24 protein-coding genes are annotated in these 26,758 nt (G+C 74.4%); 17 read left to right on the top strand and 7 right to left on the bottom strand.

The annotated features are described in order from the left end of the window. Positions 1-149: 149 nt before the first annotated feature. The 3 genes from RVR_RS15295 to RVR_RS15285 all read left to right on the top strand — a co-directional run bounded on the left by RVR_RS15295 (position 150) and on the right by RVR_RS15285 (position 2,794). Positions 150-803: an acetate uptake transporter gene (locus RVR_RS15295; RefSeq protein ID WP_202234375.1), complete on the top strand. Its 654-nt coding sequence runs from the start codon at positions 150-152 to the stop codon at positions 801-803. A 149-nt stretch (positions 804-952) separates the two neighbouring features. Next, positions 953-1,642, top strand: coding sequence for an HAD-IA family hydrolase (locus RVR_RS15290; RefSeq protein WP_237404765.1), 690 nt, complete (start codon positions 953-955; stop codon positions 1,640-1,642). A gap of 132 nt (positions 1,643-1,774) precedes the next feature. Then, positions 1,775-2,794, top strand: a complete 1,020-nt coding sequence (locus tag RVR_RS15285) for a DUF5954 family protein (RefSeq protein WP_237404764.1) — start codon at positions 1,775-1,777, stop codon at positions 2,792-2,794. 81 nt (positions 2,795-2,875) lie between these two features. On the opposite strand, the gene RVR_RS15280 is transcribed toward RVR_RS15285, so the two are convergent. Further along, complete coding sequence (locus RVR_RS15280; protein WP_202234374.1) at positions 2,876-3,619, bottom strand: anti-sigma factor; 744 nt, start codon at positions 3,617-3,619, stop codon at positions 2,876-2,878. Next, positions 3,616-4,203, bottom strand: a complete 588-nt coding sequence (locus RVR_RS15275; RefSeq protein ID WP_202234373.1) for a sigma-70 family RNA polymerase sigma factor — start codon at positions 4,201-4,203, stop codon at positions 3,616-3,618. Before RVR_RS15275 ends, RVR_RS15280 begins: the two co-directional genes overlap by 4 nt. A 332-nt stretch (positions 4,204-4,535) precedes the next feature. Between RVR_RS15275 and RVR_RS15270 the strand changes: the two genes are divergently transcribed. From RVR_RS15270 to RVR_RS15255, 4 genes are all read left to right on the top strand, one after another. Beyond that, positions 4,536-5,327 carry a ferritin-like domain-containing protein gene (locus tag RVR_RS15270; RefSeq protein WP_202234372.1) on the top strand — a complete coding sequence of 264 codons (792 nt, stop codon included), beginning with the start codon at positions 4,536-4,538 and terminating at the stop codon, positions 5,325-5,327. After that, positions 5,324-6,157: a ferritin-like domain-containing protein gene (locus RVR_RS15265; RefSeq protein WP_237404763.1), complete on the top strand. Its 834-nt coding sequence runs from the start codon at positions 5,324-5,326 to the stop codon at positions 6,155-6,157. Before RVR_RS15270 ends, RVR_RS15265 begins: the two co-directional genes overlap by 4 nt. A gap of 331 nt (positions 6,158-6,488) precedes the next feature. Next, positions 6,489-6,929 carry a DUF6191 domain-containing protein gene (locus tag RVR_RS15260; protein ID WP_202239697.1) on the top strand — a complete coding sequence of 147 codons (441 nt, stop codon included), beginning with the start codon at positions 6,489-6,491 and terminating at the stop codon, positions 6,927-6,929. 87 nt (positions 6,930-7,016) lie between these two features. Continuing rightward, on the top strand, positions 7,017-8,651 hold the full coding sequence (locus RVR_RS15255) for a pentapeptide repeat-containing protein (protein WP_202234371.1): 1,635 nt from the start codon (positions 7,017-7,019) through the stop codon (positions 8,649-8,651). Positions 8,652-8,711: 60 nt separating this feature from the next. Here the strand turns inward: RVR_RS15255 and RVR_RS15250 are convergent, their stop codons facing one another. Continuing rightward, positions 8,712-10,004 (bottom strand): MFS transporter, encoded by a 1,293-nt coding sequence (locus tag RVR_RS15250; protein WP_202234370.1) that lies wholly within the window; start codon positions 10,002-10,004, stop codon positions 8,712-8,714. Positions 10,005-10,058: 54 nt separating this feature from the next. On the opposite strand from RVR_RS15250, the gene RVR_RS15245 reads away from it, so the two are divergent. After that, a complete protein-coding gene (locus RVR_RS15245) occupies positions 10,059-10,853 on the top strand; it encodes a helix-turn-helix transcriptional regulator (protein ID WP_430393137.1) in 795 nt (264 codons plus the stop codon). Here the strand turns inward: RVR_RS15245 and RVR_RS15240 are convergent. From RVR_RS15240 to RVR_RS15225, 4 genes are all read right to left on the bottom strand, one after another. Further along, complete coding sequence (locus RVR_RS15240) at positions 10,814-13,885, bottom strand: HAD-IC family P-type ATPase (protein ID WP_202234369.1); 3,072 nt, start codon at positions 13,883-13,885, stop codon at positions 10,814-10,816. The genes RVR_RS15245 and RVR_RS15240 overlap by 40 nt on opposite strands. Further along, on the bottom strand, positions 13,869-14,219 hold the full coding sequence (locus RVR_RS15235) for an ArsR/SmtB family transcription factor (protein WP_202234368.1): 351 nt from the start codon (positions 14,217-14,219) through the stop codon (positions 13,869-13,871). The genes RVR_RS15240 and RVR_RS15235 overlap by 17 nt, the downstream gene beginning before the upstream one ends. Before the next feature lie 100 nt (positions 14,220-14,319). Then, positions 14,320-15,840: an LCP family protein gene (locus RVR_RS15230; protein WP_202234367.1), complete on the bottom strand. Its 1,521-nt coding sequence runs from the start codon at positions 15,838-15,840 to the stop codon at positions 14,320-14,322. Positions 15,841-16,196: 356 nt separating this feature from the next. After that, positions 16,197-16,403, bottom strand: a complete 207-nt coding sequence (locus RVR_RS15225) for a hypothetical protein (RefSeq protein WP_346731456.1) — start codon at positions 16,401-16,403, stop codon at positions 16,197-16,199. Positions 16,404-16,720: 317 nt separating this feature from the next. Between RVR_RS15225 and RVR_RS15220 the strand changes: the two genes are divergently transcribed. The 9 genes from RVR_RS15220 (at position 16,721) to RVR_RS15180 (ending at position 26,685) form a co-directional block, all read left to right on the top strand. Beyond that, positions 16,721-18,565, top strand: a complete 1,845-nt coding sequence (locus RVR_RS15220) for an LCP family protein (RefSeq protein ID WP_202234365.1) — start codon at positions 16,721-16,723, stop codon at positions 18,563-18,565. 133 nt (positions 18,566-18,698) lie between these two features. Further along, complete coding sequence (locus RVR_RS15215) at positions 18,699-19,274, top strand: TerD family protein (protein ID WP_202234364.1); 576 nt, start codon at positions 18,699-18,701, stop codon at positions 19,272-19,274. A 594-nt stretch (positions 19,275-19,868) separates the two neighbouring features. Further along, positions 19,869-21,017 (top strand): ATP-binding protein, encoded by a 1,149-nt coding sequence (locus tag RVR_RS15210; protein ID WP_202234363.1) that lies wholly within the window; start codon positions 19,869-19,871, stop codon positions 21,015-21,017. Further along, positions 21,014-21,415: a roadblock/LC7 domain-containing protein gene (locus tag RVR_RS15205; protein ID WP_202234362.1), complete on the top strand. Its 402-nt coding sequence runs from the start codon at positions 21,014-21,016 to the stop codon at positions 21,413-21,415. Before RVR_RS15210 ends, RVR_RS15205 begins: the two co-directional genes overlap by 4 nt. After that, positions 21,412-21,783 carry a DUF742 domain-containing protein gene (locus RVR_RS15200; RefSeq protein ID WP_202234361.1) on the top strand — a complete coding sequence of 124 codons (372 nt, stop codon included), beginning with the start codon at positions 21,412-21,414 and terminating at the stop codon, positions 21,781-21,783. The genes RVR_RS15205 and RVR_RS15200 overlap by 4 nt, the downstream gene beginning before the upstream one ends. Beyond that, the gene (locus RVR_RS15195; protein ID WP_202234360.1) at positions 21,758-22,360 is read left to right on the top strand and encodes a GTP-binding protein; all 603 of its coding nucleotides are present in this window, start codon (positions 21,758-21,760) and stop codon (positions 22,358-22,360) included. The genes RVR_RS15200 and RVR_RS15195 overlap by 26 nt, the downstream gene beginning before the upstream one ends. After that, positions 22,357-23,682, top strand: a complete 1,326-nt coding sequence (locus RVR_RS15190) for a cytochrome P450 (RefSeq protein ID WP_202234359.1) — start codon at positions 22,357-22,359, stop codon at positions 23,680-23,682. Before RVR_RS15195 ends, RVR_RS15190 begins: the two co-directional genes overlap by 4 nt. Before the next feature lie 355 nt (positions 23,683-24,037). Next, entirely contained in the window at positions 24,038-25,195 is a 1,158-nt protein-coding gene (locus tag RVR_RS15185; RefSeq protein ID WP_237404762.1) for a tryptophan dimethylallyltransferase family protein, read from the top strand. A gap of 116 nt (positions 25,196-25,311) precedes the next feature. Next, a complete protein-coding gene (locus tag RVR_RS15180; protein ID WP_202234358.1) occupies positions 25,312-26,685 on the top strand; it encodes a tryptophanase in 1,374 nt (457 codons plus the stop codon). Positions 26,686-26,758 lie beyond the last annotated feature (73 nt).

Genomic DNA, 26,758 nt, shown 5'->3' with positions numbered 1-26,758 from the left:
GAGCGGCCGGGACCGCTGGGCGACCGGCGCGGTGTGAGGGAGGTCACGTCGCGCCGGCGCGGCCTAGCGTGGACGGGGGCCGGGCACGGCCCCCGGCGGCACTTCGCCGCCGTCCCCGCTGCCTTCCTCGACGAGGAGGAACACCGCAGATGAGCACCGCCGCACCCGCTCCCGCCGCACCCGCCGCCGCGGACGCGATAGCCGACCCCGGGCCGCTCGGCCTGGCCGGCTTCGCGTCCACCACGTTCGTGCTCAGCTCCTTCAACGCGCACCTGATCGACCAGAACCTGCTCACCGTGGTGCTGCCGCTCGCGCTGTTCTACGGCGGTCTGATCCAACTCCTCGCCGGCATGTGGGAGTTCCGCAAGGGCAACACCTTCGGGGCGACCGCCTTCGCGTCGTACGGCGCGTTCTGGCTGTCGTACGCGGCCTACGTGAAGTTCGTGGTCGGCACGCTCCCGCCGGACACCGCGCATCAGGCCACCGGCCTGTACCTGCTGGTCTGGGCGATCTTCACGGTCTACATGACGGCCGCCGCGCTGCGCACCAACGCCGCGCTGCTCGCGGTCTTCGTCGCGCTGTCCGCGACCTTCATCGTGCTCGCCGTCGGGGAGTTCGCGACGTCGGTGGGCGTCACCAAGGTCGGCGGCTGGATCGGCCTGGTCACCGCGGTGCTCGCCTGGTACGCGTCGTTCGCCGTCGTCACCAACGCGACGTGGAAGCGCCCGGTGGTGCCGCTCGGTCCGCTCACCGGCGCCGGGCTCGGACGGCGCGGCGGGCCGGTCGGCGGTCCGCACGTCTGAGGAGCCGTACGTCCGAGGAGCCGTACGTCCTCGGGCCTTGCGTCCGAGACGCGGGCGCCTCGTACCGTCCGCCCCTCGCCCCGTCCACCGCGCACCGTCGCGCCGCCCGCCCACCGGACGTCCTTCCCGTCCGGTGGGCGGGCGGTAGCGTGGACGCGTGGGGGAGAGCGAACAGCCGCGGCGCGCGCGACGCGCGCGACACCGCCGACGGCTTCGGCGACCTGGACGGCCTCGCGTACGACGCGGTGCTCTGCGACTTCGACGGCGTGGTCCACCTGTGGCCGCCCGACGCGATGTCGTCGCTCGACCTCGCCCGCGGCCTGCCCGAAGGGACGCTGGCCCGGGCCGCGTTCCGGCCCGCGCTGCTCGAACGCGCCGTCACCGGCGCGATCACCGACGAGCAGTGGCGGGCGCGGGTCGCCGACGACCTGGCCGGCGCCTGCGGTTCGGCGCGCGCCGCGACCGCGATGGTCGCCGAGTGGACCGCCGGAACCGGCCGAGTCGACCCCGCGATGCTGGCGCTGCTCGCCGCCGTGCGCCGCCGCGGGGCCGCGGTGGTGCTGGTCTCCAACGCCACCACCCGGCTGGAGTCCTACCTCCAGGCCGTCGGCGTGGCCGGCGCCTTCGACGCGGTGCTCAACACCGCCCGCCTCGGCGCCGCCAAACCCGACCCCCGGGTGTACGCCGCCGCGGCCGAACTGGCCGGCGCCGACCCGCGGCGCTGCCTGTTCGTCGACGACACCGCCGGCCATGTCGCCGCCGCCGAGGCGGCCGGTATGACGGGGGTGCACTACGACGGTGCGGCGGGGCTGCGGGCGGTGCTCGGCGGGGTCCGCTGATTGTCCGGGAGAAGAGGCGACGGCCGCCCGATGTGGCCCCAACTGCGTTTGTTCACGGGCAAGTTGGCGGAGCGCCTGTGAGTCGGCGGGAACGGCTGACAAGGATGCACCCTGTGTGAGCACAATGCTCGTATGAGTAGCGACGATCAGTGGGCCGGCCCGGACGGGCTGGTGATGCGGGTGCAGCCGGTCGACCACCCGGTGGCGGCGGCGGAGGAGGCCGACGCGGCCGACGCCGCCCGCCGTTACGCGCACTACATCATCCGCGGCCCGTTGTTCGGGGTGGCCGCGCGCGGTCCGGGCGAGGTCGGCTGGCGGGTGGTGGCACCGGTGGTGGAGGGGTTCCCGCAGGAGTCCCGCGACGCGCTCAACTCCTACCTGTGGCTGAAGGCCAAGGACGACACCGACGACCCGGCGGTGCGCCGCGAACTGCTCGCCGCCGTGAGCCGGTTGGAGCAGGAGACGGTCGACGAGCTGACGGTGTGCGGGGTGCGCTACCGGGTGGTGCGCGCCGAGGAGTACGTCTACACCAACAGCGAGGGCCTCGAACCGCCCCGCCCCGCCGACCGGGACGCCCTGGTGCCCGACTGGTACGACCCCTCCGACGACCCGCCGGTCGACGACGGCTTCGTGATCGACCACGCCGCGGTCACCGGGGTGGCGGCCGGCTCCGAGCGGCTGGCGCTGCGCGAACTGCGCTACCGCAGCGACCGCTACCCCGCCGACGTGCGCGCCGACTCCCTCAAGGCGCTGGAGACCCACCCGGGCACGGTGGTGCTGCCGGCCACCTTCCGCGTGGTCGAGCGCACGTCCGACGGCTGGGAGCCCTTCTCCACGATCCTGTCCACCCCGCACGCGGCCCGCCGCACCCTGGTGACGGCGCTCACCGAGATGTGGCCGCGGATGCACTCGCTGACCGCGGAGGAGACGGCGGAGTACGAGCGGATCGCCGCGCGGTTCCGCGCCGCCGGCCGCGCCGACGAACTGGCCGTGCACGACCGGCTCTTCTTCGTCGTCCGGATCGGCCGCGTGGTCCGCATCGGCCTGGACGGCCCCGAGCCGCCCCGCCCCTCCGACACCGACGCGTACGGCCCGTCCAAGATCCGCCCGACGATGGACGAGAACGGGGTCATCACCTACGGCGAGGAGTGACCGACCCGCCGGCGCGGAACGGCTGCCCTTCCGGGAAGGCGGCCGCGCCCGCCGGGAGGCCGGTGCGGGCGCGGCCGCCGGTCACAGGGGGAGCACGGCCAGCGGATCGGAGGTCGGCGCGTGCGAGCCGCCGCGCGGCTCCGCGGTCACCCCGACCGCGTCGGCACCGTCCGCCTTCCCCGCCAGCAGCGTGGAGCCGGAGGCGGTCGCGGGCGGCACCAGACCCGCGGGCACCATCGTGCCGTTCCGGCTGAACCACAGCTCGTAGACCCGCGAGTCCGCCAGCTTCGGCAGGCCGTGGTAGACCACCGCCGCCTGCCCCGACCGCGCCGAGGACACCACCGTCGCGGTGCCGCCGCCCTTCAACCGCCCGGTGTGGAAGGCGGCGTCGGGCGCGGCGAGCAGCGTGCCGAGCCGGTCCGCCTCGCGCTCGGCCCGCACCGCGCGGTCCCGCTGCCGGTCGGCGCCGTGCTCGGCCCGCACCGCGATCCCGGCGGAGACGACCGCGGCGGCCAGGCAGGCCGCGAGCGCCAGGTAGGGCATCCGGCGGCGCCAGTTGCGCAGGCCGGCCCGCTGCGGCCCGGCCGGCTCCGGCGGAAGCTGGCGCACCTCGGGCAGGGCCGCCATCACCCGGCCGCGCAGCGCCGCCGGCGGCACCTCGGCCACCGCCAGCGCCAACCGCGCCGCGGTCTCCCGCAGTTCGCGCACCTCGCGGGCGCACGCCTCGCACCGGGACAGGTGCCGGCGGAAGTCGCGCGCCTCCCGCTCCTCCAGCGCGCCGACCGCGTAGGCGCCGGTCAGGGTGTGCAGGTCGGTGTCGGTCACGACGCCACCCCCAGGCAGTCGCGGAGCCGGATGAGCCCGTCCCGCAGCCGGGTCTTGACCGTGCCCAGGGCCACCCCGAGGAGCTTCGCGGTCTCCTGGTAGGTGTAGCCGCGGTAGTAGGCCAGGGTCACCGACTCGTGCTGGAGCTCGGTGAGCCGCTCCAGGCAGCGCCTGACCTGCTCGCGCTCCAGCCGCCGCTCCACCTGCTCGGTCACCTCGTCGAAGGCCCGCTCCCGGTCGCGCAGCCCGACCCGGTGCTCCCGGTCGGCCGCCGCCTGCGCCGACCGCACCCGGTCGACGGCGCGGCGGTGCGCCATCGTCATGATCCACGCCATGGCGCTGCCCTGCTCGGGATCGAACCTGGCCGCGCACCGCCAGACCTCGATGAGGACATCCTGCGCGACCTCCTCCGACTGCGCGGGATCGCGCACCACCCGGCGGACCAGGCCGAGCACGGCACCGGCCACCGCCGTGTAGAGGTGCTCGAACGCCTCCTGGTCCCCCCGGGAGATCCGGTCGAGCAACGCCTCCAGCACCCCGGAGCGGGGCGCCGGGGACTGGCCGTCACGTGCTGCCACGCGCATGGACACCTCCGGACTGTCATGCGGACACCGGTCATTCGTCGCCGTCCGGCGGGCGGATTGGTCCCGGACCGGACGGGCGTACGACCACTGGCCCCGTACGGGTGCACGGGCCCGACCGGCGGCGGCCGCCCACCGCGACGCTAACCCGGCGCGGCCGCGGACCGGCCGGACGGTCCGCCCCGTTACGTCCGCGGGGGCGGCGCCGTCAAGGCCGGGGCGCCGCTTTCACCCCGGAGGGTCACACCCGGTACCCGTACCAATCCGCGCCGTCCGCCGTGGCGAAGGAGAGCCAGAGTGCCCGTGGACCGCGCGGGTGCCGGGAGAAGAAGGGCGTGAGGGGCGTGGAGCACATCGACACCCGTCTGCTCGAGGAACTGACCGAGCAGTCCCAGGACCTGGACAGCGACGCCGTGCGCATCACCCAGGACGCGCTGGCCGACTTCGCGGAGGCCACCGGCCCGCGGCCGCGCCGCTGGTGGCGGCGCGGGAGCACGGTCGCCGGCGCGGCCGGAGCCGCGGCGCTGCTGGCGTCGGCGCGCGCCGCCGCGGCCACGTCGAGCGACGACGTCAAGGCGTTGCAGACCGCCGCGTCGATCGAGAACCTGGCGATCAGCGTCTACCGGACCGCCGCGGGGCTGCCGTTCGTCAAGGACGGGAACAAGACGGTCGCGGCGTTCATCACGAAGACCACCGCGCAGCACCAGGCGCACGCCAAGGCGTTCAACTCCGCGGTCGCCCAGGCCGGCGGCACGCGGCAGACCGGCGCGGACCCCAAGTACGCCGCCGTGGTCAAGAAGGCGCTGCCCACCATCAGGACCTCGGCCGACGTGGTGAAGCTCGCCATCACCCTGGAGGACGTGGCCGCGCAGACGTACGCCAAGAACGTCGGCCAGGTCACCAACGCCCAACTGCGCCGGCTGTTCGCCTCGGTCGCCCCGGTCGAGGCCCAGCACCGGGCGACGCTGCTCGCGGTGCAGGCGCTGCTCGCCGGCGGCATGGGCGACCTGGTCGCCGTCCCGACCGACGCCGCGAAGCTTCCCGCGGCCGCCGGCGCCGTCGGCTTCCCCGACGCCTTCTACCCGACCACGAACGCCTCGCCGATCACTGAGGGAGCCGTGAAGTGACCACCGCGCGCGACAACTGGGACCTGCCGATCAGCGAGGACCAACTCGCCCGGCTCACCCGCGACATGGAGGCCGCCCACCGCGAGAGCCTGCCCGCCATGCGGGCCGGCGCGGCGGACCTCGCCGACGACGTGCGCGGGGCCTCGGGCCGCCGGGCCGAGCCCGTGGACGGCCCCCGCGACCCGGGCCGCCGCCGCTTCCTGGTGGGCGCGGGCGGCCTCGCGGCCGCGACGGCGCTGGCGGCCTGCTCCGGCAGCGGCAAGCACGGTTCCTCCGCCACGAAGGGCGGCGCGCCGTCCGGATCGGCTGGCGCGGCGAAGGGCCGCTACACCGGTGACCTGAAGGTCGTCGCCCTCGCGGTGGCGCTGGAGAACCAGGCGGTCGGCGCCTACCAGGCGGCGCTGAAGGCGGCCAAGGCCGGCACGCTCGGTACGGTGCCGCCGGCCGTCGCCACGTTCGTGACGACCGCGATGGAACAGCACGCCGACCACGCCAAGGCGTGGAACTCGGTGCTGACCGGCGCCGGCAAGCCCGCGATCACCGGGGTGCCGCTGTCCAACCAGCCCGCCACCCTGGCGGCGCTGGGCAAGGCCAGGTCCGTCGGGGACGTGGCGAACCTGGCGCTCCAGTTGGAGGACCAGGCCGCGCAGACGTACCTGTTCGCCACCTACAGCGTGAGCGCGGAGGCCGGCATCGCCACCGCGGCGACCATCGCGCCGGTCGAGGCGATGCACGCGGCGATCCTCAACTTCGTGCTCGGGAAGTACCCGGTGCCGGACGACTTCCTGCCGTCGGACAAGGCGGCCGATCCGGCACTGCTGACGATCTGACGATCTGACGATCGGACGTTCCGTCGGGCGGGTCCGGGTCCGGGTCCGGGTCCGGCCCGGTGCCGGGTCGGAGCGGCGCCCGCGGTGCGGGTGCGTGGTGGCCCGGCGGCCGGGCCACGACCGGCCGGCCGTACGGCTCCGGGCCGCCCCGCTCCCCTTCTGCCGGCGCCGCGGCCGGAACCGGACGGCGGGGGCGGGCCTCGGAGCCGGGTCGCCGCGGGCATGGCGGCGAGCGGGCTTACGGAGCGATGACGGCTCCCGCGACGGGCCCGCCACTGCCGCGGGGCGGGGCGTAGCCTGGGCGTATTGCCGAGGCGATCGGAGGGTCGCGGTGTTCGACTTCTTCGACGAGCTGTTCGCTCCGGGCCGCAGGCACACCGAGGAGGAGCGCAACCGGCTGGAGCTGACCCGGGAGGACGAGGGCAGCAGCGATCCGGCGCGGGGCCCGATAGACCTCTCCTCGGGGACGGTCACCGTGCGGCTCCCGGAGCGGCCGACCGCCGGCGCCCCCGGTGGCGCCGGGGACGCGGCCGACACGGAAGCCGTCGACCCGGAGCCCGCCGGCCCGGACGCCGACGGCGCGGACGCCCGCGCCGCGGGAGGCGACGGCGGGGCCGCCGGCGCGGTGAAGGACTCCGGCACGGGCCCTGGTCCTGACTCCGGCACGGGCCTCGGCCCTGACTCTGGCACGGGCCCTGGCCCTGACTCCGGCACGGGCCCTGGTCCCGACCCCGCCACGGGCCCCGGGCGCCCGGACGAGCCCGCCGCCTGATCGCGGCAGCGGCCACTCGTCCGCCTTCTGATCGGACACCTGTTCGGTAGGGTGTGGGCCTGACGGGCCGACGACGGGGGAACGACGATGCAGCCGGACGTCTCCGGGGCGTACGAACACGCCACCGAGCGCTTGGCCGGACCGGACGCCGGCGTCCGACTCGCGGCGCTGCGGGAACTGGCGGCGCTGGCCGAGCAGCGCCCCGCGCGGCGCGCGGCCGTGGCCGACGCCCTCTGCCGCCACCTGCGCGGCCCGGACGCGCCCGCCGCCGCGGCCGCCGCCGAGGTGCTCGCGGCCCTGGCGCGGTGGCACCCGCCCGTACCGGACGCCGGCACCGGCACCGGCGATGGCGCCGAGGACGACGCGGTGTGCGGACCCGGTTGCGCGGACTGCCTCGACGTGGACCTGTCCGGCGCGGTCCTGGCGGACGTCGACTTCGGCGGCTGCCGGTTCGGCGAGGCCGGCTTCGCCGACGTCCACTTCCGCGGCCGCTGCTCGTTCGAGGGGGCGCGTTTCGCCCGGGATGCGCTCTTCCCGCGGGCGGTGTTCGCGCGGGACGCCCGCTTCGCGGGGGCCTGGTTCGGCGGCGCGGCCGTCTTCGGGCGGAGCCGGTTCCGGGCGGGAGCGGACTTCTCCGGCGCCCGCTTCCAGGACATCGCCTGGTTCGGCCGGGGCGAGGAGACACTGCCCGAGGACGAGGAGGTCTGGGAGCAGGTCGAGGGGTGGCGCCCGGTGCCCTGGGACGAGCCGGGCGCGGACGACCCCCGCTGGCCGCTGGCCGTCCTCGACTGCGACTACCAGGGCTGGGAGGAGGGCGGCGACGGGGCGTGGTGCGACGGGCCGGTGTCGTTCGCCGGCGCCCGCTTCGCGGCGGCCGCCTGGTTCTGGAAGGCCCGCTTCGGCGGCACGGCGGACTTCCGGCGCGCCGTCTTCGGCGGGCGGGTCCACCTCGTGCAGCCGGCGGCCGACCTCGCCGGCGCCGTGGTCGCCGCGACGGCCGGGGCCGAGGAGCGGGACTGGCCGCTCGGCTGGACCGAGGCCCCGGCGGGGGCCGGGCCGGAGAACGGCGAGCCGGTCCCGGCGGGAGCGGGCGACGGGAACCGGGCGTGCCTGGTCACCGACGGGTCCGTGGCGCCGTACCGCCGCCAACTCGCCCACCCCGACGCCGGAGTGCGGCTCGCCGGAGTACGCGCCCTGGGGGAACTCGGGGACGCGCGGGCCGCGTCGCGGCAGCCGGCGGCCGACGCCCTCTGCGCGTACCTGCGGTCCCCGCTGCCCCGCGCCGCCGACACCGGTCCGGTGTCCCTGGACGACGGCGAGCGCGCGGTGCGGCACGCGGCCCAGCGGCTGCTCGCCGACCGCACGCGGCCCGGCACGGGCGGGACGTACTGGGAGGACCTGCGGCTGCACCTGTCCGGTGCCGTGCTGACCGACCTCGACCTCAGCGGGTGCCGACTGGCGTACGGGGACTTCACCGGCACCCAGTTCCACGGGACGACCACGTTCGCGGACGCGTCCTTCGGCACCGGGCCCTACGCGGCCGGGGCCGACTTCTGCCTGCCCGGCAGCACCTGCGGGCGCGCCCGTTTCCACGGCCGCGCCGACTTCACCGGAGCCGCGCTCGGCCGCGCCTGGGGTCTGGAGCACTGCCTCGCCCCGTCCGGACAGGCGCCGACCGCGGGTCCCGACCCCGACCCCGACAGTGCCCCTCGATCCTCGTAGCCGTAGCCGTAGCCGTAGCCGTAGCCACGGCCGCGTGCGGGCCGCCGGGCCGCCGCACCGTCAGCCGGGCCGGTGCGCGTCGTAGTGCCAGAACGGCCGCACCGCGAGGGCCGCGACCAGCACGAGGGCCACGCACAGCAGGGCGCTGCCCGACCAGGCGACCGTCAGCGTGGTGGTCGCGGCCATCGCACCGGCCCGCAGGTCGCCGAGCCGGGGCCCGCCGGACACCACGACGGTGAAGACGCCCTGCATCCGGCCGCGCATCTCGTCGGGGGCGTGGGTCTGGAGGATCGTCTGCCGGTACACCGCGCTGACCAGGTCGGCGGCGCCGGCCAGCACGAGCAGCAGGACGGCCAGCCACAGCGCCCGGGCGAAGCCGGCCAGCGCGATCGCGACCGCCCAGGCGGCCACCGCGAGGGTGAGCGCGACGCCCTGGCGCCGCACCCGGCCGATCCACCCGCTGCACAGCCCGGCCAGGACCGAGCCGATCGCGACCGAGGAGTACAGCAGGCCGACCCCGCCGTGGAAGCGGTCCGCGGCCGCCTGCGGGAACAGCGCGCTCGGCATGGCCAGCGCCATCGCGGCGATGTCCGCCCCGAACGACATCAGCAGCACCGGGTTGCCGCCGATGAAGCGCAGCCCGTCGAGCACCGCGAGCAGCCCGGACCGGGCCAGGGCGCCCGCCGGCCGGATCGACGGCAGCCGGACCGTGGAGTACAGCGACATGGTGAACAGCAGCGCGTCCGCGCCGTAGGCGTACGCGAAGCCGTGCGGGAGGGCGACGAGCACGCCGGCCGCGAGCGGGCCGAGAACCTGGCCGACGTTGCCGACGGTGAAGCTCAGCGTGTTCGCCGCGGGGACCAGGTCGGGCGGCACGATGCGCGGGATGATGGCGCCCCGGGTCGAGGAGGAGATCGCGAAGCCGGCGCCCTGCACGGCGACCAGCGCGAGGACCAGGCCCACCGAGCGCGCGCCCAGCAGCGTCTGGGCCAGCAGCGCGATCGTCACCGCCCAGGTGACCAGCGACGCCCACAGGCACAGCAGGCGGCGGTCCACCGCGTCCGCGACGGCGCCGCCGTACAGGCCGAAGACGACGATAGGCACGAAGCCGGCGAGCCCGGCCAGGCCGACGTAGAACGACGAGTGCGAGATCGCGTAGATCTGCACCGGGATCGCGACCTCGGTGATCATGGTGCCGACGAGCGAGGCGCCCTGCCCGACCAGCACCCGCCGGAAGGCCCGCACGGACAGCGGGCGGGTGTCCACCGCGGCGGCGCGCAGCCGATCGCCGAGGTTGACGCGGGGTTCGGTCGGCCGGTCGGGCGCGGCCGGGTCCGCTCGCACGGTGTCCATGGCGCCACGCTGTCACGCGCAGCGGCTGGCACACTTCCCATATTCTGCCTACTTGTGTCGCATAACAGCCGCCGACAGCCCGGCCCCGCCCTGCCGCCGGGCACCGCCCTGCCCCCCACCAACGCCCACGACCACGCGCCCGGCGAGGTCATCGGGCGGCACCGGCACGACTACCACCAGCTCATCTACGTCAGCACCGGCGTGCTCGCGGTGCAGACCGAGGCCGGCGCGTGGGTCGCCTCCGGCGACCGGGCGGTCTGGAACCCCGCGCACGTCTGGCACGAGCACCGCGTCTACGGGCACAGCTCGGTGCACACCGTCGGCTTCCCGGCCGACGATCCGCCGCTGCGGCTCGACGGGCCGACCATCCTGGCCGTGGACGGCCTGCTCCGCGAACTGCTCATCGCCTGCACCGAACCCGACCTGCCCGAGCCCGAGTCACGGCGGCTGCGGGCGGTCCTCGGCGACCGGCTGCGCCGCGCCCACGTCCAGCCGCTGGCACTGCCCACCGCGCGCGACCCGCGGCTCGCCCACGCCTGCCGGCTGGTGCTGGCGGACCTGGGGACGCCCCGCACGGTGGCCGCGCTGGCCCGCCGGGTCGGCGTCGGCGAGCGCACCCTGACCCGGCTCTTCCGCACCGAGTTCGGCATGACCTACCCGCAGTGGCGGACCAACACCCGGGTCTTCCACGCCATGATCCAGCTCGCCGAGGGGGCGTCGGTGACGGCCACCGCCCGTCGCTGCGGGTGGGCGACGACCAGCGCGTTCATCGACACGTTCGCCCGCACGATGGGCCAGACACCCGGCGCCTACCGGTCCGCGGCCCACCTCGCGGCCCCGCCGCCGTGACGGGACCCGGCCGCGAGGAGCACCAGCGCGTACACCGCGAGGATCGCGGCGAGCAGCAGGTAGTAGGTGAGCGGGAGGGGGGCCGCGCCGAGGGCGCCGGCGAGCGGGGGGAGGGGGATGAGCAGGCCGATCGCGGCGAGCGCGCCGGCCGCGGCGCGGATCGGCGCCGGCGCCCGGGTGCCGGCGCGCAGCAGGACCATCACCAGCGCCTGGGTGATGAGGTTCTCGGTGAACCAGCCGGAGTGGAAGGCCGCCTGGCCCGACGCGTGGATCGAGGCGGGCACGGTCAGCGCCAGTGCCGCGAAGGTCGCCAGGTCCGCGGCCGCGTTGACCAGGCCGAAGGCGGTGATGAAGCGGAGGAAGTCGCGCGGCCGCAGCGGGGAGGGGTGGCGCAGCGCGTCCGGGGCGGGCTGGTCGTAGGCGAGGGCGAGTTGGGCGGCGTCGAAGCACAGGTTCTGCAGGAGCACCTGGGCGGGGAGCATGGGCAGGAACGGCAGCAGCACGCCCGCGGCGAGCATCGCGATCACGTTGCCGAGGTTCGAGGACAGCGCGATGCGCAGGTAGGTAGCGATCGTGCCGGTCGCGTGCCGGCCGGCGGTGACGGCGTGGTCGATCGCGGTGAGGTCCTTGGCGGCCAGCACCACGTCGGCCGCCTCCCGGGTGACGTCCACGGCGTCGCGCGGGCAGATCCCGACGTCCGCCGCGTGCAGCGCGGGCAGGTCGTTGACGCCGTCGCCGAGGAACCCCGTGGTGTGGCCGGCGGCCCGCAGCGCGCGGACGACCCGGACCTTGTGCTGCGGGGTGCAGCGGGCGAAGACCGCCGTGCGCTCGGCCCGCCGGGCGAGCTCCTCGTCGTCCATGCCGTCGATACGGGCCCCGGTCAGCACGCCGCCGGGTTCCAGCCCGAGGTCCCGGAAGACGCGGGCGGCGGTGCCCGGGTGATCGCCGGTGAGCACCTTCACCGCGACGCCCCGGCCGGCGAGCGCCGCCAGCGCGTCCGCCGCGGTGTCCGCGGGCGCGTCCCGTAGCACCACGAAGCCGGCGAAGGCCAGGTCGCGTTCGTCCGCGGGGCCGTAGCGCCCCCGGCGCGCCGGGCGTTCGGCCAGGGCGACCGCCAGCAGGCGCAGGCCCTGCCCGGCCTGCCCGGCGGCGAACCCGAGCAGGCGCTCCCGCTCGGCGTCGTCCAACTGCCGTTCGCCGCCGCGGTCCTCGGCCGGCTCCGCGGCGCAAGCGCCGGTCGCGGCGCCGCCGGTCGGCCGGTCGGCGTCCGCCTCCCGAGGTCCGGACCCGGGCACCGCGCGGAGGAGCGGGGCGCCCGGCGCGGACAGGTCCTCCGCCAGGTCCTCCGCGCGGACGACCACGCCGGGGGCGGGCGGTGCGGCCGCGTGCGCGGCGGTGGCCGGGGCGCTCGCCCGTACGGTGTCGGGCGGTTGGGGCGACCGTACGCCGGCGGGTGGTGCGGGCACTTGTGCGGCGGTGGCCGGTGCGCTCGCCCGTACGGTGCCGGGCGGTTCGACCGACTGCACGCCGGCGACCGGTGCGGGCACCTGCACGCCGGCGGCCGGTCCGTTCACCTGCACGCCGGCGGGCGGGGTGGCGTGCAGCCGGGTGCAGCGGGCCAGGACCTCCTCCACCGAGCCCTTGACCACCAGGGTGTGCCGGCCGTGCCGCCCCGGTGCGCGGACGACGGCGGTCGCCATGCGGCGGACCGGGTCGAAGGGCAGCGCGGCCACTCCGTCGTAGGTGTCGTACGCCGGGGGGAGGCCGGGGCGCGCGGTGCCGGAGCGCGGTTCGGCGACGGCGTCGAGGACGGCCTCGTCGAGCGCGTCCGGGACCGGGAGGTCGGCGAGTTGGAGGGTCCACAGGCTGTTGACCGCCGCCCAGTGCAGCACCTCCGGGTCGGGGCGGCCGAAGGGGTCCAGCGCGCTGTCGAGCACGGGCCGGTCGCAGGTGAGGGTGCCGGTCTTGTCCGTGCACAGCACGTCGACCGCGCCGATGTTATGCAGCGCCGGCAGCCAGCGCACGATGACGCCGTGCTCGCGGGCGAGCGCGGCGGCCTTGCGCGCGAGCACGGTGGTGACCACCACCGGCAGCATCTCCGGGGTCAGCCCGACCGCCACCGCCACCGCGAACGGCACGGTCTCCAGGCCCCGCCCGCGCACCGCCGCGTCGGCGAGCAGCACCAGCGGCGGGGTGAGCAGCATGAACCGGATGAGCATCCAGGAGATGCCGTTGACCGCGCGGTCGAACGCGGACTCCCGGCGCCGGCTCCGGGCGGGGTAGGCGCGGGCGAAGTGCGTGTCCGCGCCGGTCGCGGTGACCAGCGCGGTGCCGCTGCCCGAGGCCACGCTGCTGCCCTGGAAGCAGGCGTGCGCGCGCTCGAACTCCCCGGCGGCCGCGGGCGGGGCGTCGTCGGGCCGCTTGGCCACGGGCGCGGACTCGCCGGTGAGCGCGGCCTGGTGGAGCGCCAGGTTCTGGGTGCGCAGCAGCCGCACGTCGGCGGGGATGACGTCGCCCGGGCCCAGCCGGATGACGTCGCCCGGCACCAGCAGTTCGACGGGGATCTCGCGGAAGCGCGGGGCCGCGGTCGGGGTGGACCGGCGCCGGACGGTCGCGGTGGCGGCCACCAGGTGCCGCAGCCCGTCCGCGGAACGGTCGGCCTGGTACTCGGTGCGGGACCGCAGGGCGCTGCTGACCAGGACGAGTCCGGTGATCACGCAGGCGGTGCCCCACGCCGCGACCAGCGCGGAGACCGGGCCGAGGGCCAGCAGCACCGCGGTGAACGGGTCGCGCAGGGCGCGCGCGTAGCGCCGGGGCCAGGAGGCGGGGCGGCGGCCGGGGATGGTGTTCTCGCCGTGCCGGGCGAGGCGTTCCTCGGCCTCGGCCTCGGTCAGGCCGCGCGGGCCGCTGTCCAGTCCGCGCAGCACGGCGAGGGCGGGGGCGTCGGCGAGGGCGTCGTGCCGTCCGGCGGTCGGGGAGCGGGCGGTCGGCGGGCGGGCGGAGCCGGCGGGCCGGTCAGGCGCCCAGGCCACGGACGCCCCGTGCCGGGGCGGTGCGCTCGGCGAGCTGACCGAGCATCAGCCGCACCACCGTCACCACGTCCGGGTCGTCCACCAGGTAGACCTGGCGGCGCCCTTCGCGCCGGGCGTGCACCAGCCCGGCGAGCTTCAGCTTGGCCAGGTGCTGGCTGACCGCGGGCAGCGTGGCGCCGACCTTCTCGGCCAGGCCCGTGACGTCGCAGTCGCCCTGCGCCAGGATCCACACGATGTGCAGGCGCATCGGCGAGGCCAGCAGACCGAAGGCGGCGGCCACGCTCTGCAGCACCTCTGCCGAGGGCTCGCCCAGCTGTCCGCCAGACCTTGTCACGTGAACCTCCCAGACCGCGGCGATGTGCAGCCCCCAGGGTACGCACCCGGGTTCGGCCGGCCGCCGGAGCGAACGGGCGCCCGCCGCCCGCCGACCCGGCTCACGGGGCGGACGACGGCGTGGCCGACGGGCCGCCGTAGGACAGGTCGGAGCAGGGGCTGTCGCTCGCGGCGCGGGGCGGGCTGGTGTCCTCCGGCGGCGCGGACGCGGCGGTGGCGTCGGCGTAGTCGGGGCCGAGCACGACCCGGACGCCGGCGGCGCCGGTGGGGGAGGGGCGGACCACGGCGCCGGAGAACTGCCGTGCGACGGCGGCCGCGTCGGTCCGGTCGCCGCTCGCGGTGCCGTACTCGACGACGGTGGCGGCCGGTGCCTGGCCGGGCGCGTTGCCGGTGCGGGTGACGGTGAAGCCGGCGGACGTCAGCGCCGCGGCCGCCCGGGCGGCGAGCCCGGAGACGGTGGTGGCGTTGTCCACCGCCACGTCGATGCCGGCGCCGGGCCGGTCCGTCGCGGCGGAGGGGGAGCCGGCGGGTGCGGCCGAGGTGGGCGCGGGGGCGGAACCGGTGGACGGCAGCGGGCGGTTGGCGCGCAGCGCGGCCCACAGCCGGTCGGCGGCCGGGTGGACGAGGGCGACGCGCGGGCCGTCGTACCGCCAGGGGGCGGTGACGAAGCGGACGTTGTCCAGGTCGATGTCCTTCAGCGACATCGCGAACTCCAAAAGGTCCGGCGCGGAGCCGAGGCCGGGGTCCACCGTCAGGGAGTGGACGGCGGCGTTCGCCAGCGGCAGCAGGACGGTCGGGTTGAAGCCCTTGGCCTTGATCTTCCGGAACAGGGCGGCCAGGAAGGCCTGTTGGCGCTTCATCCGGCCGATGTCGGAGCCGTCGCCGATGCCGTGCCGGATCCGGACGTAGTCCAGGGCCTGCTGGCCCGAGACGCTCTGCAGGCCCCGGTGGAAGACCAGCGCGCCGCGGGTGGTCCGGCCCGGGCTGAGGTCCCGCTGGTAGACGTCCTGCGGCAGGCAGACCTGGACGCCGCCGACCGCGGCCGTCATGGCGGCGAAGCCGGAGAAGTCCACCACGACGGTGTGGTCCACGCGCAGCCCGGTCAGTTGCTCGACGGTGTTCTGCGTGCACGCCGGATTGCCGTCCGCGGTCAGTCCGGTGGCGAACGCCGCGTTGAACATCACGTCCTTCTGCGGTGCCGACCAGGTCCCGTCCGGCAGCAGGCAGGGCGGGATGTCCACCAGGGCGTCGCGCGGGACGGAGACGCCGACCGCGTGCCGCCGGTCGGCGTAGACGTGCAGCAGCAAGGTGGTGTCGGAGCGGCCGACGGTGCCGCTGCCGCCCCCGAGCGCGCGGTTGCCGCCCGCGCGCGAGTCCGAGCCGATGAGCAGGACGTTCTGGCCGTCGCCCGAGGCGGGGCGCTTGCCGCTGATGCCGTCGGCGGTGAACGTGTGCGGGTCGCCCGCGTGCAGGGCGATCCACCCGCACCCGGAGGCGAGCAGCACCAGCGCGGAGACCATGCTCGCCACCACCAGCCCCCGGCGGCTGCGCCGGCGCCGGGGGACGGCCGCGGCCGCCGGTCCCGTACCCGCTCCAGGAACCCCGCTGTGACGACCCGGCATGTGCTCCCTCTCCGACCCCGCGACCCCGGATGCCCCCGGAACCGCCGGATGATCCGGTTTCCCCGGGTTGCCCCGCTTTCCGATTGCGCAACCTAGCAATCCTGGTGGGGGCAGGGGCCGGTTTGGCCGGCCGTCACCCGGTGGTGTCGGACCGCGCCCTCCCCGCGGGGGCGCGCAACGTCCTTGCGCCGCGCCCGAGTTGGGGTGCGGCGCGGTACGGGGCCGGGCGTGGTGCCGAGCGGTTCGCTCTCACGTGCGATGCCGTCCCCGCGCGGTCGGGGTTCCCGGGGGCGGGTGCCGCGCGGCACCCACCCGCGGTCGGGGTTCCCGGGGGTGCGCCGCGCGGCCCCCACGGCTCAGGGGCTGGCGCCGTCCCACCCGTACCGCAGGGGCGCCGGGCCGGACTTGCGGCGGTAGACCGACACCGCGGTCACGCTCACCCCGCTCGCGCCCTCCTCCACCGGGCAGGCCACCGCGACCTGGAGCACCCGGGGGCGCCCGGCCACCCGCACCCGCGTGCCGTCCGCGGGTCCCCCCTCCAGCTCGGCCGTCTCCCAGGTCACCGGCGCCCTCCCGCTTCGCGTCGCCGTCGGTTGCATGGCGAACACTTTAGAGCTTGCGTAATCCGGGAACCATGGGAAACCGCGACGCGGTGGCGGGGCGGGCGGACGCGTCCCCGTTCCCGGGGCCCCGGGGGCCGCCCGCGGCCGCTCGGGCCCGGCCCCCGGCCGTCCCTCGGGCCCCTTTCCCTTCGGGTGTGCACAGGGGTATGACCTATCCTTGCCGCATTGCGCAAGCGTGAAACGGAGTGAAACCGTCGCTTCACCCAACGTAACCGGCCGCGGGCCTCAAGAGGGCTGCTCGGACAAGGGAGTGGGAGATGAGTGACCCCTGGGGCAGGCCGGCCGGAGGCCCGCCGGAGGGCCGGGTACGGCACGGCCGCGGGCCGGAGCCGCCGGGGCCGCGCAGCGGCTCCCACGACGCCGGGCACGGCGGCCGCCGCGCCCGCGCGCGCGGTGCGGACCCCGACTCCGACGGCGGCGGGATATCCGCCGGCCACGCCGCCGGGGCCGGCCGCGCCGCCGACGCGCCGCCGACCGGCGGGCGGGCCGCGGCCCGGGCCGCCGCCCGCGGCCGGGGCGGTTCGTCCGCGCGGCGGAAGAAGGGCGGCAGCCGGGCCAAGCGCCCCAGCGGCGGCCGGCGCTTCCTGCGGATCGCGGCGATCACCGTGTCGCTGCTGGTCGTGGTCACCGCCGGCGCCGGCTGGTGGTTCTACCAGCACCTGAACGGCAACCTCACCAGCGTCTCGCTGACCGACGGCGTCGGGAAGGACAGCGCCGGCACGGAGAAGGCGGACGCCTTCGGCCGGAAGCCGATCAACATCCTGGTGATGGGCAGCGACGGCCGCACCTCCGCCGAGGACTGCAAGCTGGGCGGCGGCTGCGCCACCACCGGCGTGCAGACCGGCGAGAACGCCGACGTGGAGATGGTGCTGCACATATCCGCCGACCGCTCCAACGCCACCGTCATGAGCATCCCGCGCGACACCGAGGTCGACGTGCCCGCCTGCACCGACCCGAAGACCGGCGCGAAGACGGCCGGCTACCACGGCATGATCAACAGCGCGCTGGCGTACGGCCAGGCGTGCCAGGTGGCCACCGTGCACAAGCTGACGAACATCCCGATCGACCACTTCATCCAGGTCGACTTCTCCGGCGTGGTCGACATGTCCGACGCGGTCGGCGGCGTGCAGGTGTGCGTGAGCGGCGACGTCTACGACACCTACTCCCACCTGAAGCTCTCCAAGGGCACCCACACCCTCAAGGGCGTCGGCGCGCTGGAGTTCCTGCGCTCCCGGCACGGCTTCGGCGACGGCAGCGACCTCGGCCGCACCTACGCGCAGCACGCCTTCCTCAGCTCGCTGATCCGCAAGTTCAAGAGCGCGGGCACCCTGACCAACCCGACCTCCGTGTACAAGCTGGCGAACGCCGCCACCAAGGCGCTGACCGTCGACACCGGGCTGGGCACCATCAAGAAGCTGATCGGCCTGGCCGGCGACGTGAACAAGGTGCCCACCAAGCGGATCACCTTCACCACGATGCAGACCGCCGCCGACCCCACCGACGCCAACCGGGTCGTGGTGGGTGCCGGGGCCGAGACGCTCTTCTCCACCATCGCCGACGACAAGTCGCTGACCACGGCGAGCGGCGGCAAGTCCGCGGCGGCCACGGCCACCGCGAGCCCCACCCCCACCGTGCCGGCCTCGCAGGTCACGGTCTCGGTGCAGAACGGCACCGCCGTCCCCGGCCGGGCCGGCGACATCGCCGACGCGCTGGTCGCCAAGGGCTTCAACCCGGCCACCAGCAGCGGCAACGCCGACCCCACGGACACCACGGCGCTGACCTACGGCTCCGGGCAGAAGGCCCAGGCGCAGACCGTGGCCAAGGCGCTCGGGCTGCCGTCCTCGCACCTGAAGCAGGGCACGTCCGACGGCGTCACGCTGGTCATCGGCTCCGACTGGTCCACCGGCACCAGCTTCCCGGGCGGCACCTCGTCGTCCAGCGACACCAAGCAGGCGCTGGCCGACGCGCACGCCGAGACCGCGGACAAGTCCACGACCTGCGCCCAGGTCAGCACCTACAAGACCGTCGAGATCAACGGCGTCCCGATGACGCCGGGGCAGGCGTACGCGGCCTCCCCGGGGAAGAAGGACTCCGACGAGTGAGATCGGCCACCCCGGCCCGCCGCGCGGCGGGGCGCCCGGGGCCCGGCGCGGGCCGGGAACCGCGGCGCGCCCCACCGCGTCGGGACCGGCAGGCGGCCGAAACCGGCACCACGAGATCAACCGGAGGTAGAGCGTGGGCGTGACTCTTTCCAAGGGCGGCAACGTCTCGCTGAGCAAGGAGGCGCCCGGGCTGACCGCGGTCACCGTCGGGCTGGGCTGGGACGTGCGCACCACCACCGGCGCCGACTACGACCTGGACGCCTCGGCCCTGCTGTGCGACACGGCCGGCAAGGTGCTGTCGGACCAGCACTTCGTCTTCTTCAACAACCTCGCCAGCCCCGACCGCTCGGTCGAGCACAGCGGAGACAACCTCACCGGCGGCGGGGACGGCGACGACGAGCAGATCAAGGTCGACCTGGCCGGCGTCGCGCCCCAGGTGGACCGGATCGTCTTCCCCGTCTCCATCTACGAGGCCGAGGGCCGCGGGCAGAGCTTCGGGCAGGTCCGCAACGCCTTCATCCGGATCGTCAACCAGGCCGACGGCCGCGAACTGGCCCGGTACGACCTGACCGAGGACGCCTCCACCGAGACCGCGATGGTCTTCGGCGAGCTGTACCGGCACGGCGCCGAGTGGAAGTTCCGCGCCATCGGCCAGGGGTACGCCTCGGGCCTGGCCGGCATCGCGTCGGACTTCGGCGTCAACGTCTGATCCGGCGGCCCGGCCGGCGCCTGCCGCCGCCGGGCCGGCCGGCGCCGCGGAGCCCGTCCGGGACACCCCCGGGCGGGCTCCCGCGCCTTCCGGCCGATCTTCGCCGAACGTTCACAGATGTGTGCGCGACGGGGCACTTCAGCCCCCGCGACCCTCTCGTCACCCCTGCACGCCGCGTCCCACACGGCACGCATCCGGGCAAAGCGGCGCTCCCGGGCGGCCGCCGTCCGCGCGGGCGGCGGGGCATTGTACTGACGAAGTGTCAGGATTTCACGTGCCGCGGGCACTTGCGGGCCCCGTGTCTGATCATGGTGGTACGATCGGCCCGCTTGCCAGGCTAGCCAATGAGCGTGCAGGACAGACGGCGATCGGTTCGAGAGGGTCCATCACACCGAGGAGCACCATGCCGCAGTCGGGCATACCGGTGTTGCTCGTGATGCCGACGCGTCTGCGCTGCCGCCGGCAAGGCGCGTGCGACGCCCCGTGGTCGCGCGGGTGCCGGAACGGGCATCTTCGCACATCAGTACTACCCGGAGGCCAGGACGCAGCCCCTTTCCGTGCCTGGTGGTCGTCTAGTCGCTTGAAGAGAGTCTCATGACGCATTACATACAGGATCCAGCGCTCTGGGCTCTGATCGTCGGGGCCCCGACCGCCGCGACCGTGATCTTCCGGGGGCGGAAGGCGCGGGCCAGACTGCGGGCCGAGAAGGCCGAGTTGGAGAACCGTTACGCGGAACTCGAGGGCGGCTACTCCGAGTCCGTGCGGGAGGCCCGGGTCCGTGCGGAGGACGCCACCAAGAGCGCGCTGAAGTCGGCCATGCGGACCCTCCAGGGTCTGGCCAACGAGCAGCAGGTGACCATCTCCAAGGCCCAGGACAAGTTCGGCGAACACCACGTGCTCCAGGACCTCCTGGAGATCGACCACATGAACTCGCAGTTCGGCCGGCGGGCCCAGTCCATCGCCGTGCTCTGTGACGGGTGGCTCGGCCGGCAGCGCGTCGCCGCGTCCGTCTACGACGTGGTGCGCAGCGCGAAGGGCCGCATCCGGCACTACACCCGGGTGGAGATCCGCTCGCAGACGAACTTCGCGCTGATCGGCCGGGCCGTCGAGCCGGTGGCCCTGGCCCTCGCCGAACTGCTGGACAACGCGACCAGTTACTCGGCCCCTGACACCCCGATCGACATCACCACCCGCTCCGTGCCCAAGGGTGTCTGCATCATCATCGACGATGCCGGTGTCGGTATGAACGAGGAGGAGAAGGCGCGCGCCGACGAACTCCTGTCCGGCCAGGGCCCGGTGGGCGTGGCCGGACTGGGCAACCCGCCGCAGTTCGGTTTCGCGGTCATCGGCGTGCTCGCCCAGCGGTACGGCTTCAACGTGTCCGTCGACTCCTCCTCCCCCTATGGCGGCGTACGTGCGGTGGTGCTTCTTCCCGAGGAGCTTCTGACCAACATGCCCGAGCCGAAAGAGCCCCCGGCCTCCCGCAGCGCGGCAGCGGCCCCCGCATCCCACGGGGCGACGACCGGACCCGGCGCACCGGCGGAGCGGTCCGCCACGTCGACCCCCGGTGGCCTGCCGAGAAGGAGCCGGAAGGGCTCCATCTCCATCGTGCCGAGTGTGGACGCCCCCGCCGCGCCTCCCACCCGGACCCACGAGGAGGCCGCTTCGATCATGGGCGCCTTCCAGCTCGGTACTCAGTCCGGGCGGCGCTCCGCAAACAGGGAAGGGCACGAATCGCAGTGAACAACGACCTGTCATGGATGCTTGAGAGTGCCCTGGAGGTCCCCGGGGCACGTCACGCGGTCCTGATCTCCGCCGACGGGCTGCTGATGGCCCGCTCCCAGCAGGTCAGGAAGGACGAGGCCGACACCGTCGCCGCGGCGATGAGCGGCATCCAGTCGCTCAGCCGCACGATGGGCGGCTTCTGCGGCGACGTGAACATGTCCTGGCGCCAGACCCTGGTGGAGTTCGACGGCGGCTGGGTGTTCCTCATCTCCGCCGGCGCGGGCGCCTACCTCGCCGTCTCGTCCGCCCCGGACGTCGACATGGCGGCGATCACCTTCCGGATGCAGCAGCTCGTCGGCCAACTCGGCAAGGTCCTGACCGCGCCGCCTCGCGAAAACACGAGTACCCAGGTATGAACCATCCGGATGAGCCCGTCGCGCAGTCCACGGATTTAGTGCGTCCGTACGTCATCACGAACGGGCGCGGACTGCCGGCCGACGACAAGTTCAACCTGATCACGCTGGTCACCGCGTCCGACCAACCGCGCCCCGTCCATCTCGACCCCGAGAAGCACAGTGTCCTGGACCTGTGTTCGGGGGGAATGCTCTCGGTGGCCGAGATAGCAGGGCACATGAAGCTCCCGATCGGCATCGTCAAGGTGCTGCTCTCCGACCTCGCGTCGGAGGGCTACCTCGTCGTCCGGCCGCCGGTGCCTCGTGCCCAACTCGCCGACGTATCGCTCCTGCAGGAGGTGCTGAATGGGCTCCAGGCCCGATTCGGCTGATGGCGTCTATCTCGACGGAGCGGTGAAGACCGCGGCCAAGATCCTGGTCGTGGGGCACTTCGCGGTCGGAAAGACGACGTTCATCGGCACCATGTCCGAGATTCCCCCGCTGCGCACCGAGGAGCGGATGACCCAGGCGGGTGCCCTGGTCGACGACCTCCACGGGGTGCGGGGGAAGACCACGACCACGGTGGCGATGGACTTCGGCCGTATCACGCTGAGCGAGCACCTCGTGCTGTACCTCTTCGGCACACCCGGGCAGGAACGCTTCGTCCAGGTGTGGGAGGACATGACCCGTGGCGCGCTCGGCGCGCTCATCCTGGTCGACCCCGAGCGCCTGCAGGAGTCGTTCCCCGTCATCGACCTGGTGGAACAGTACGGGCTCCCCTACGCGATCTCCGTCAACCACTTCGACGACACGCCGGTGCGCTCCGACGAGGAGTTGCGCGACGCGCTCGACCTGCTGCCCGAAACCCCCATCGTCACCTGTGATGCCCGCGACCAGAAGTCATCCGCCGACGCATTGATCGCCCTGGTCCGGTATCTCCAGACGCGTACCACTAGGAGCACGACGTGAGTACCGACCAAGGCTTCCCCTCGCCCCCGCCCGGCTGCCCCGCGCACGGCCGGGTGCCCCTGCACGGCCCCGAGTTCCAGGCGGACCCGGACTCGTACTACGCCTGGATGCGCAACTTCGGCCCGACCGCGCCGGTGGAGCTGGCGCCCGGGGTGGAGGCCACGCTCGTCACGGACTACTCGGCGGCCCTGCAACTCCTCCAGGACCCCGACACGTTCCGGAAGGACTCGCGCCGCTGGCGGGCCTTCAACGAGGGCAAGGTCAGCCCGAACAGCCCGGTGGTGCCGCTGCTCGCCTACCGGCCCAACTGCATGTTCACCGACGGCGCGGACCACCTGCGGCTGCGCCAGGCGGTCACCGACACGATAGCCCGGGTGGACAGCCACCAGCTCAAGCGCCAGGTGGACCGGGTCTCCCGCTACCTGATCGGGCAGTTCAGCTCCCGCGGCTCGGTCGACCTGCTCAACGACTACGCCAAGATGCTCCCGATCCTCTTCTTCAGCGAGCTGTTCGGCTGCCCCGCCGAGATCGGCGACCGGATCATCTTCGGCATCAACGGCATCTTCGACGGCGTCAACGCCGAGAAGGCCAATGAGGTGCTGGCCCAGTCCGTGGCCGAGCTGGTCGCCCTGCGGCGCGCGCACCCGGGCGAGGACGTCACCTCCTGGCTGATGCAGCACCCGGCGCAGCTCAACGACGAGGAGATGGTCCACCAGCTCGTGCTGCTGCTCGGCTCGGGCGCCGAGCCGTTGCGCAACCTGATCGGCAACAGCCTGTGCCTGATCCTCTCCGACGACCGGTACTCCGACGGCGGGCTGCTCGTCGAGGACGCGATCGACGAGGTGCTCTGGAACAACCCGCCGATGTCCAACTACGCGCCGCACTACCCGGTGGCCGACATCGAGTTCGCCGGACGGCGGATCGACGCCGGCGAGCTGGTGCTGGTGAGCTTCGCCGCCGCCAACACCGACCCGGCGCTGTCCGGTTCGCGGCAACTGCTCAGCAAGCGCGCCCACCTGGCGTGGAGCACCGGTCCGCACGGCTGCCCGGCGAAGGACCCGGCGCAGCTCATCACCATCGCGGCCATCGAGAACCTGCTCAACCAGCTACCGGACATCGAGCTGGCGGTGCCGGTGGACAGCCTCAGTTGGCGGCCCGGGCCCTTCAACCGCGCACTGGCCACGCTGCCGGCCCGGTTCACCCCGGTGCGGGAGCAGGTTCCGCAGCAGCCGCAGAACCGGCAGGCCACAGCCTCGCAGCAGGCACAGGGGAAGCAGAAGGGCGGCCTGTGGAGCTCCTTCCTGGCCTGGTGGAAGGTGTGATCCAGCCCTTTTTACGGCCGAAATGCATGCGTGACCCAGGTCACTGCGAGCATATGCCTGCATCCCACATGATCGTCAGACCGAAGGGGTAGTCACCAGGGCGAAAATCGTTGGCCAGGACCAAAGGAGTTGTTACCGTGCCTGCTGCCGCCGATCCCCCTGCCTCGTCGCGCACCGCTGTTTTACCCATACCCCGCGGGCTCGTCGATCATTCGGATATGTCGAACGTGTATTCCCCTCCCGATCGCAGGTGTCCACCGGGCGGCGCTCCACCTGCCGAACCCGCCCTTCGGGGCGGGTATCTTTTCGCCCGCCGTGAAGTGCTCCCGGCGCGCGCCGGCACGAGGGGCGGCGCATGGTGACCGGCGGCCGCTCCCCGATGTGCGACACCGTCGGCTCCAGCCTCGCCAGGCTGGAGCCGACGCAGCTCGGTGGTCTCGTCACCGACCAGCTCGCCCGGCTGTGCGACGTCGCGCGGCTGGACCGCACCGACACCGAGACCTACGTCCAGACCCTCGCCACCAGCCTCGGCACCGCCGCGGAACGGTCGTTGGCGCTGCCACCGACCACGGCCACCCTGCTCTCCGACGACCACACGCCGGTGGAGTACTCGCTGGCCTTCCTGCCCGGCGCCACGCCCGCGCTGCGCGTCCTGGTCGAACCCGGCTGGGACAGCGGCGACCTGGCGGAGAACGGCCGGGCCGGACTGCGGGCGATCCGCGCGATGGCCGACCGCTGGAACTTCTCCACCGACCAACTCGACCTGCTGGAAGACCTGTTCTTCCCCGTCGCACCCGCCGGGCCGTTCGCCCTGTGGTGCGCGCTGGAACTGCGTCCGGGCGGCGTGCCCGGCGTGAAGGTCTACCTCAACCCGGCCGCGCGCGGCCGGGACCGGCGGGCGGAGACCCTGCGCGAGGCGCTCGACCGCCTCGGCCACCGGCAGGCGTTCGCGGCGCTCCCGCCGGCCGACGACTACCCCTTCCTCGCCCTCGACCTCGGCGAGTGGGCGGCTCCGCGGGTGAAGGTGTACTGCACCCACGAGAGCCTGTCCGCCCAGGAGGCGGGCGAGTACTCCCGCCTCGCGGCCGCCGACGGCCGGGACCAGACCACGGACTTCTTCCACGCCGTCGCCGGCACGGACGCCGGCGGCACCGGGCAGCCGTCCACCCGGCGCGCGCTGACCTGCCACTCCTTCACCGACACCGTGACCGGCCGCCCCAGCGGCTTCACCCTGCACATGCCCGTCCGCAGCTACGTCGAGCACGACGGCCGGGCCCGCGACCGGGCGGCGGACGTGCTGCGCCGCTACGGCATGGACAACGATGCCCTCGACCGGGCGCTCGCCGCGGTGACCCCCCGCCCCCTGGACGACGGCGTGGGGCTCGTCGCCTATGTGGCGCTGGTGCACCAGTTGGGCCGGGACCCGCGGGTCACCGTCTACGTCTCCTCCGAGGCGTACGCGGTGCAGCCGCCCCGCACCGCGCTGGCCACCGGGCCCGGGATCGGACGCTGATCGGCCGGAACCCCCCGCGCACCACCCGCGCACCACTCGCGCACCACCCCGCGCGACCCGAGGAACCTTCGCACGACGGAAGTTCGCACGACCGAAAGACAGGAGCAGCGGTCCTCATGGAGCCTTACCGGATCAAGGTAGTGGAGCCCATCCCCGTCACCACGCGGCAGCAGCGCGAGGAGGCGCTGAAGCGGGTGCACTACAACCTGTTCGACCTGCGGGCGGAGGAGGTGACCATCGACCTGCTGACCGACTCCGGGACCGGCGCGCTGTCGGCCGCGCAGCAGGCCGCGGGCATGGCGGGCGACGAGTCGTACTCGGGTTCGCGCTCCTTCTACCGCTTCCACGAGACCGTCACCGAGCTGACCGGCTACTCCCACATCCTCCCGGCCCACCAGGGCCGCGCGGCCGAGCGCGTGCTGTTCAACACGCTGCTCGAACCCGGCAAGCTGGTGCTGGCCAACACGCACTTCGACACCACGCGGGCCAATGTCGAGCTGTCCGGCGCCGAGGCACGCGACCTGCCGTGTCCCGAGGCGCGGGACCTGGACAGCACGCACCCGTTCAAGGGCAACATCGACCTGGAGGAGCTGCGCCGCACGCTCACCGGGCCGGACGGCTCGCGGGTCGCGGTGGTGCTGCTCACCATCACCAACAACGGGGGCGGCGGGCAGCCCGTCTCCATGGAGAACATCAAGCAGACCTCGGCGCTGTGCCGCGCGCACGGGGTGCCGTTCTTCCTCGACGCGGCCCGGTTCGCCGAGAACGCGTGGCTGGTCACCCGGCACGAGCCCGGCTACCAGGACCGCACCCCGCGGCAGGTCGCCGAGGAGGCGTTCCGGCTCACCGACGGCTGCGTGATGAGCGCCAAGAAGGACGGCATCGTCCACATCGGCGGCTTCATCGGCCTCAACGACGGCGAACTCGCCCAGCGGTGCGAGCTGCTGCTCATCGCCACCGAGGGCTTCGCCACCTACGGCGGCCTGGCCGGCCGCGACCTCGACATGATGGCCCAGGGCCTCAAGGAGGTCACCGAGCCGTCCTACCTCGCCGAGCGGGCCGACATCGCCACCCACCTGGCGAACCGGGTGCGCTCGGCGGGCGTGGACATCCTCGAACCGCCCGGCCTGCACGCGCTCTACCTCAACGCGGGCCGGCTGTTCCCGCACATCCCCGCGCACCACTACCCGGGCCACGCGCTGGCCTGCCAGCTCTACCTCGAAGGGGGCATCCGCTCCGCGGAGCTGGGCTCCCTCTACCTCGGCGAGGAGGACGAGGAGGGCAACCCGACCAAGAGCGCGCCCTACGAGCTGGTCCGGCTCGCCCTGCCGCGCCGCGTCTACACGCGCAGCCACTACGACCACGTCGGCGAGACGCTGGAGAAGATCGTCAAGAACGCCGGCAGCGTCCACGGGTTCAGGATCACCGAGCAGTCCCCGATCCTGCGGCACTTCCGGGCGACGCTCGTGCCGGTTCCGGTCACCGGCTGAGCCGGACGCACTCCGTACCGCCGCCGGCCGCGGCCCGGGCCCGAGGAGGGACCGGGCCGCGGCCGTGTACGCC

It is taken from the genome of Streptomyces sp. SN-593 (genome assembly GCF_016756395.1).
GTDB lineage: Bacteria > Actinomycetota > Actinomycetes > Streptomycetales > Streptomycetaceae > Actinacidiphila > Actinacidiphila reveromycinica.
Note: the sequence above shows the minus strand (reverse complement) of the source record. Positions and strands in the feature narration are given on the sequence as shown.

Coding starts and splice junctions, on each gene's coding strand:
- RVR_RS15295 (WP_202234375.1), top strand. CDS start 150: ATGAGCACCGCCGCACCCGCTCCCGCCGCACCCGCCGCCGCGGACGCG.
- RVR_RS15285 (WP_237404764.1), top strand. CDS start 1,775: ATGAGTAGCGACGATCAGTGGGCCGGCCCGGACGGGCTGGTGATGCGG.
- RVR_RS15195 (WP_202234360.1), top strand. CDS start 21,758: ATGGGCTCCAGGCCCGATTCGGCTGATGGCGTCTATCTCGACGGAGCG.
- RVR_RS15185 (WP_237404762.1), top strand. CDS start 24,038: ATGGTGACCGGCGGCCGCTCCCCGATGTGCGACACCGTCGGCTCCAGC.
- RVR_RS15250 (WP_202234370.1), bottom strand. CDS start 10,004: ATGGACACCGTGCGAGCGGACCCGGCCGCGCCCGACCGGCCGACCGAA.
- RVR_RS15230 (WP_202234367.1), bottom strand. CDS start 15,840: ATGCCGGGTCGTCACAGCGGGGTTCCTGGAGCGGGTACGGGACCGGCG.
- RVR_RS15200 (WP_202234361.1), top strand. CDS start 21,412: ATGAACCATCCGGATGAGCCCGTCGCGCAGTCCACGGATTTAGTGCGT.
- RVR_RS15220 (WP_202234365.1), top strand. CDS start 16,721: ATGAGTGACCCCTGGGGCAGGCCGGCCGGAGGCCCGCCGGAGGGCCGG.
- RVR_RS15275 (WP_202234373.1), bottom strand. CDS start 4,203: ATGCGCGTGGCAGCACGTGACGGCCAGTCCCCGGCGCCCCGCTCCGGG.
- RVR_RS15210 (WP_202234363.1), top strand. CDS start 19,869: ATGACGCATTACATACAGGATCCAGCGCTCTGGGCTCTGATCGTCGGG.
- RVR_RS15180 (WP_202234358.1), top strand. CDS start 25,312: ATGGAGCCTTACCGGATCAAGGTAGTGGAGCCCATCCCCGTCACCACG.
- RVR_RS15255 (WP_202234371.1), top strand. CDS start 7,017: ATGCAGCCGGACGTCTCCGGGGCGTACGAACACGCCACCGAGCGCTTG.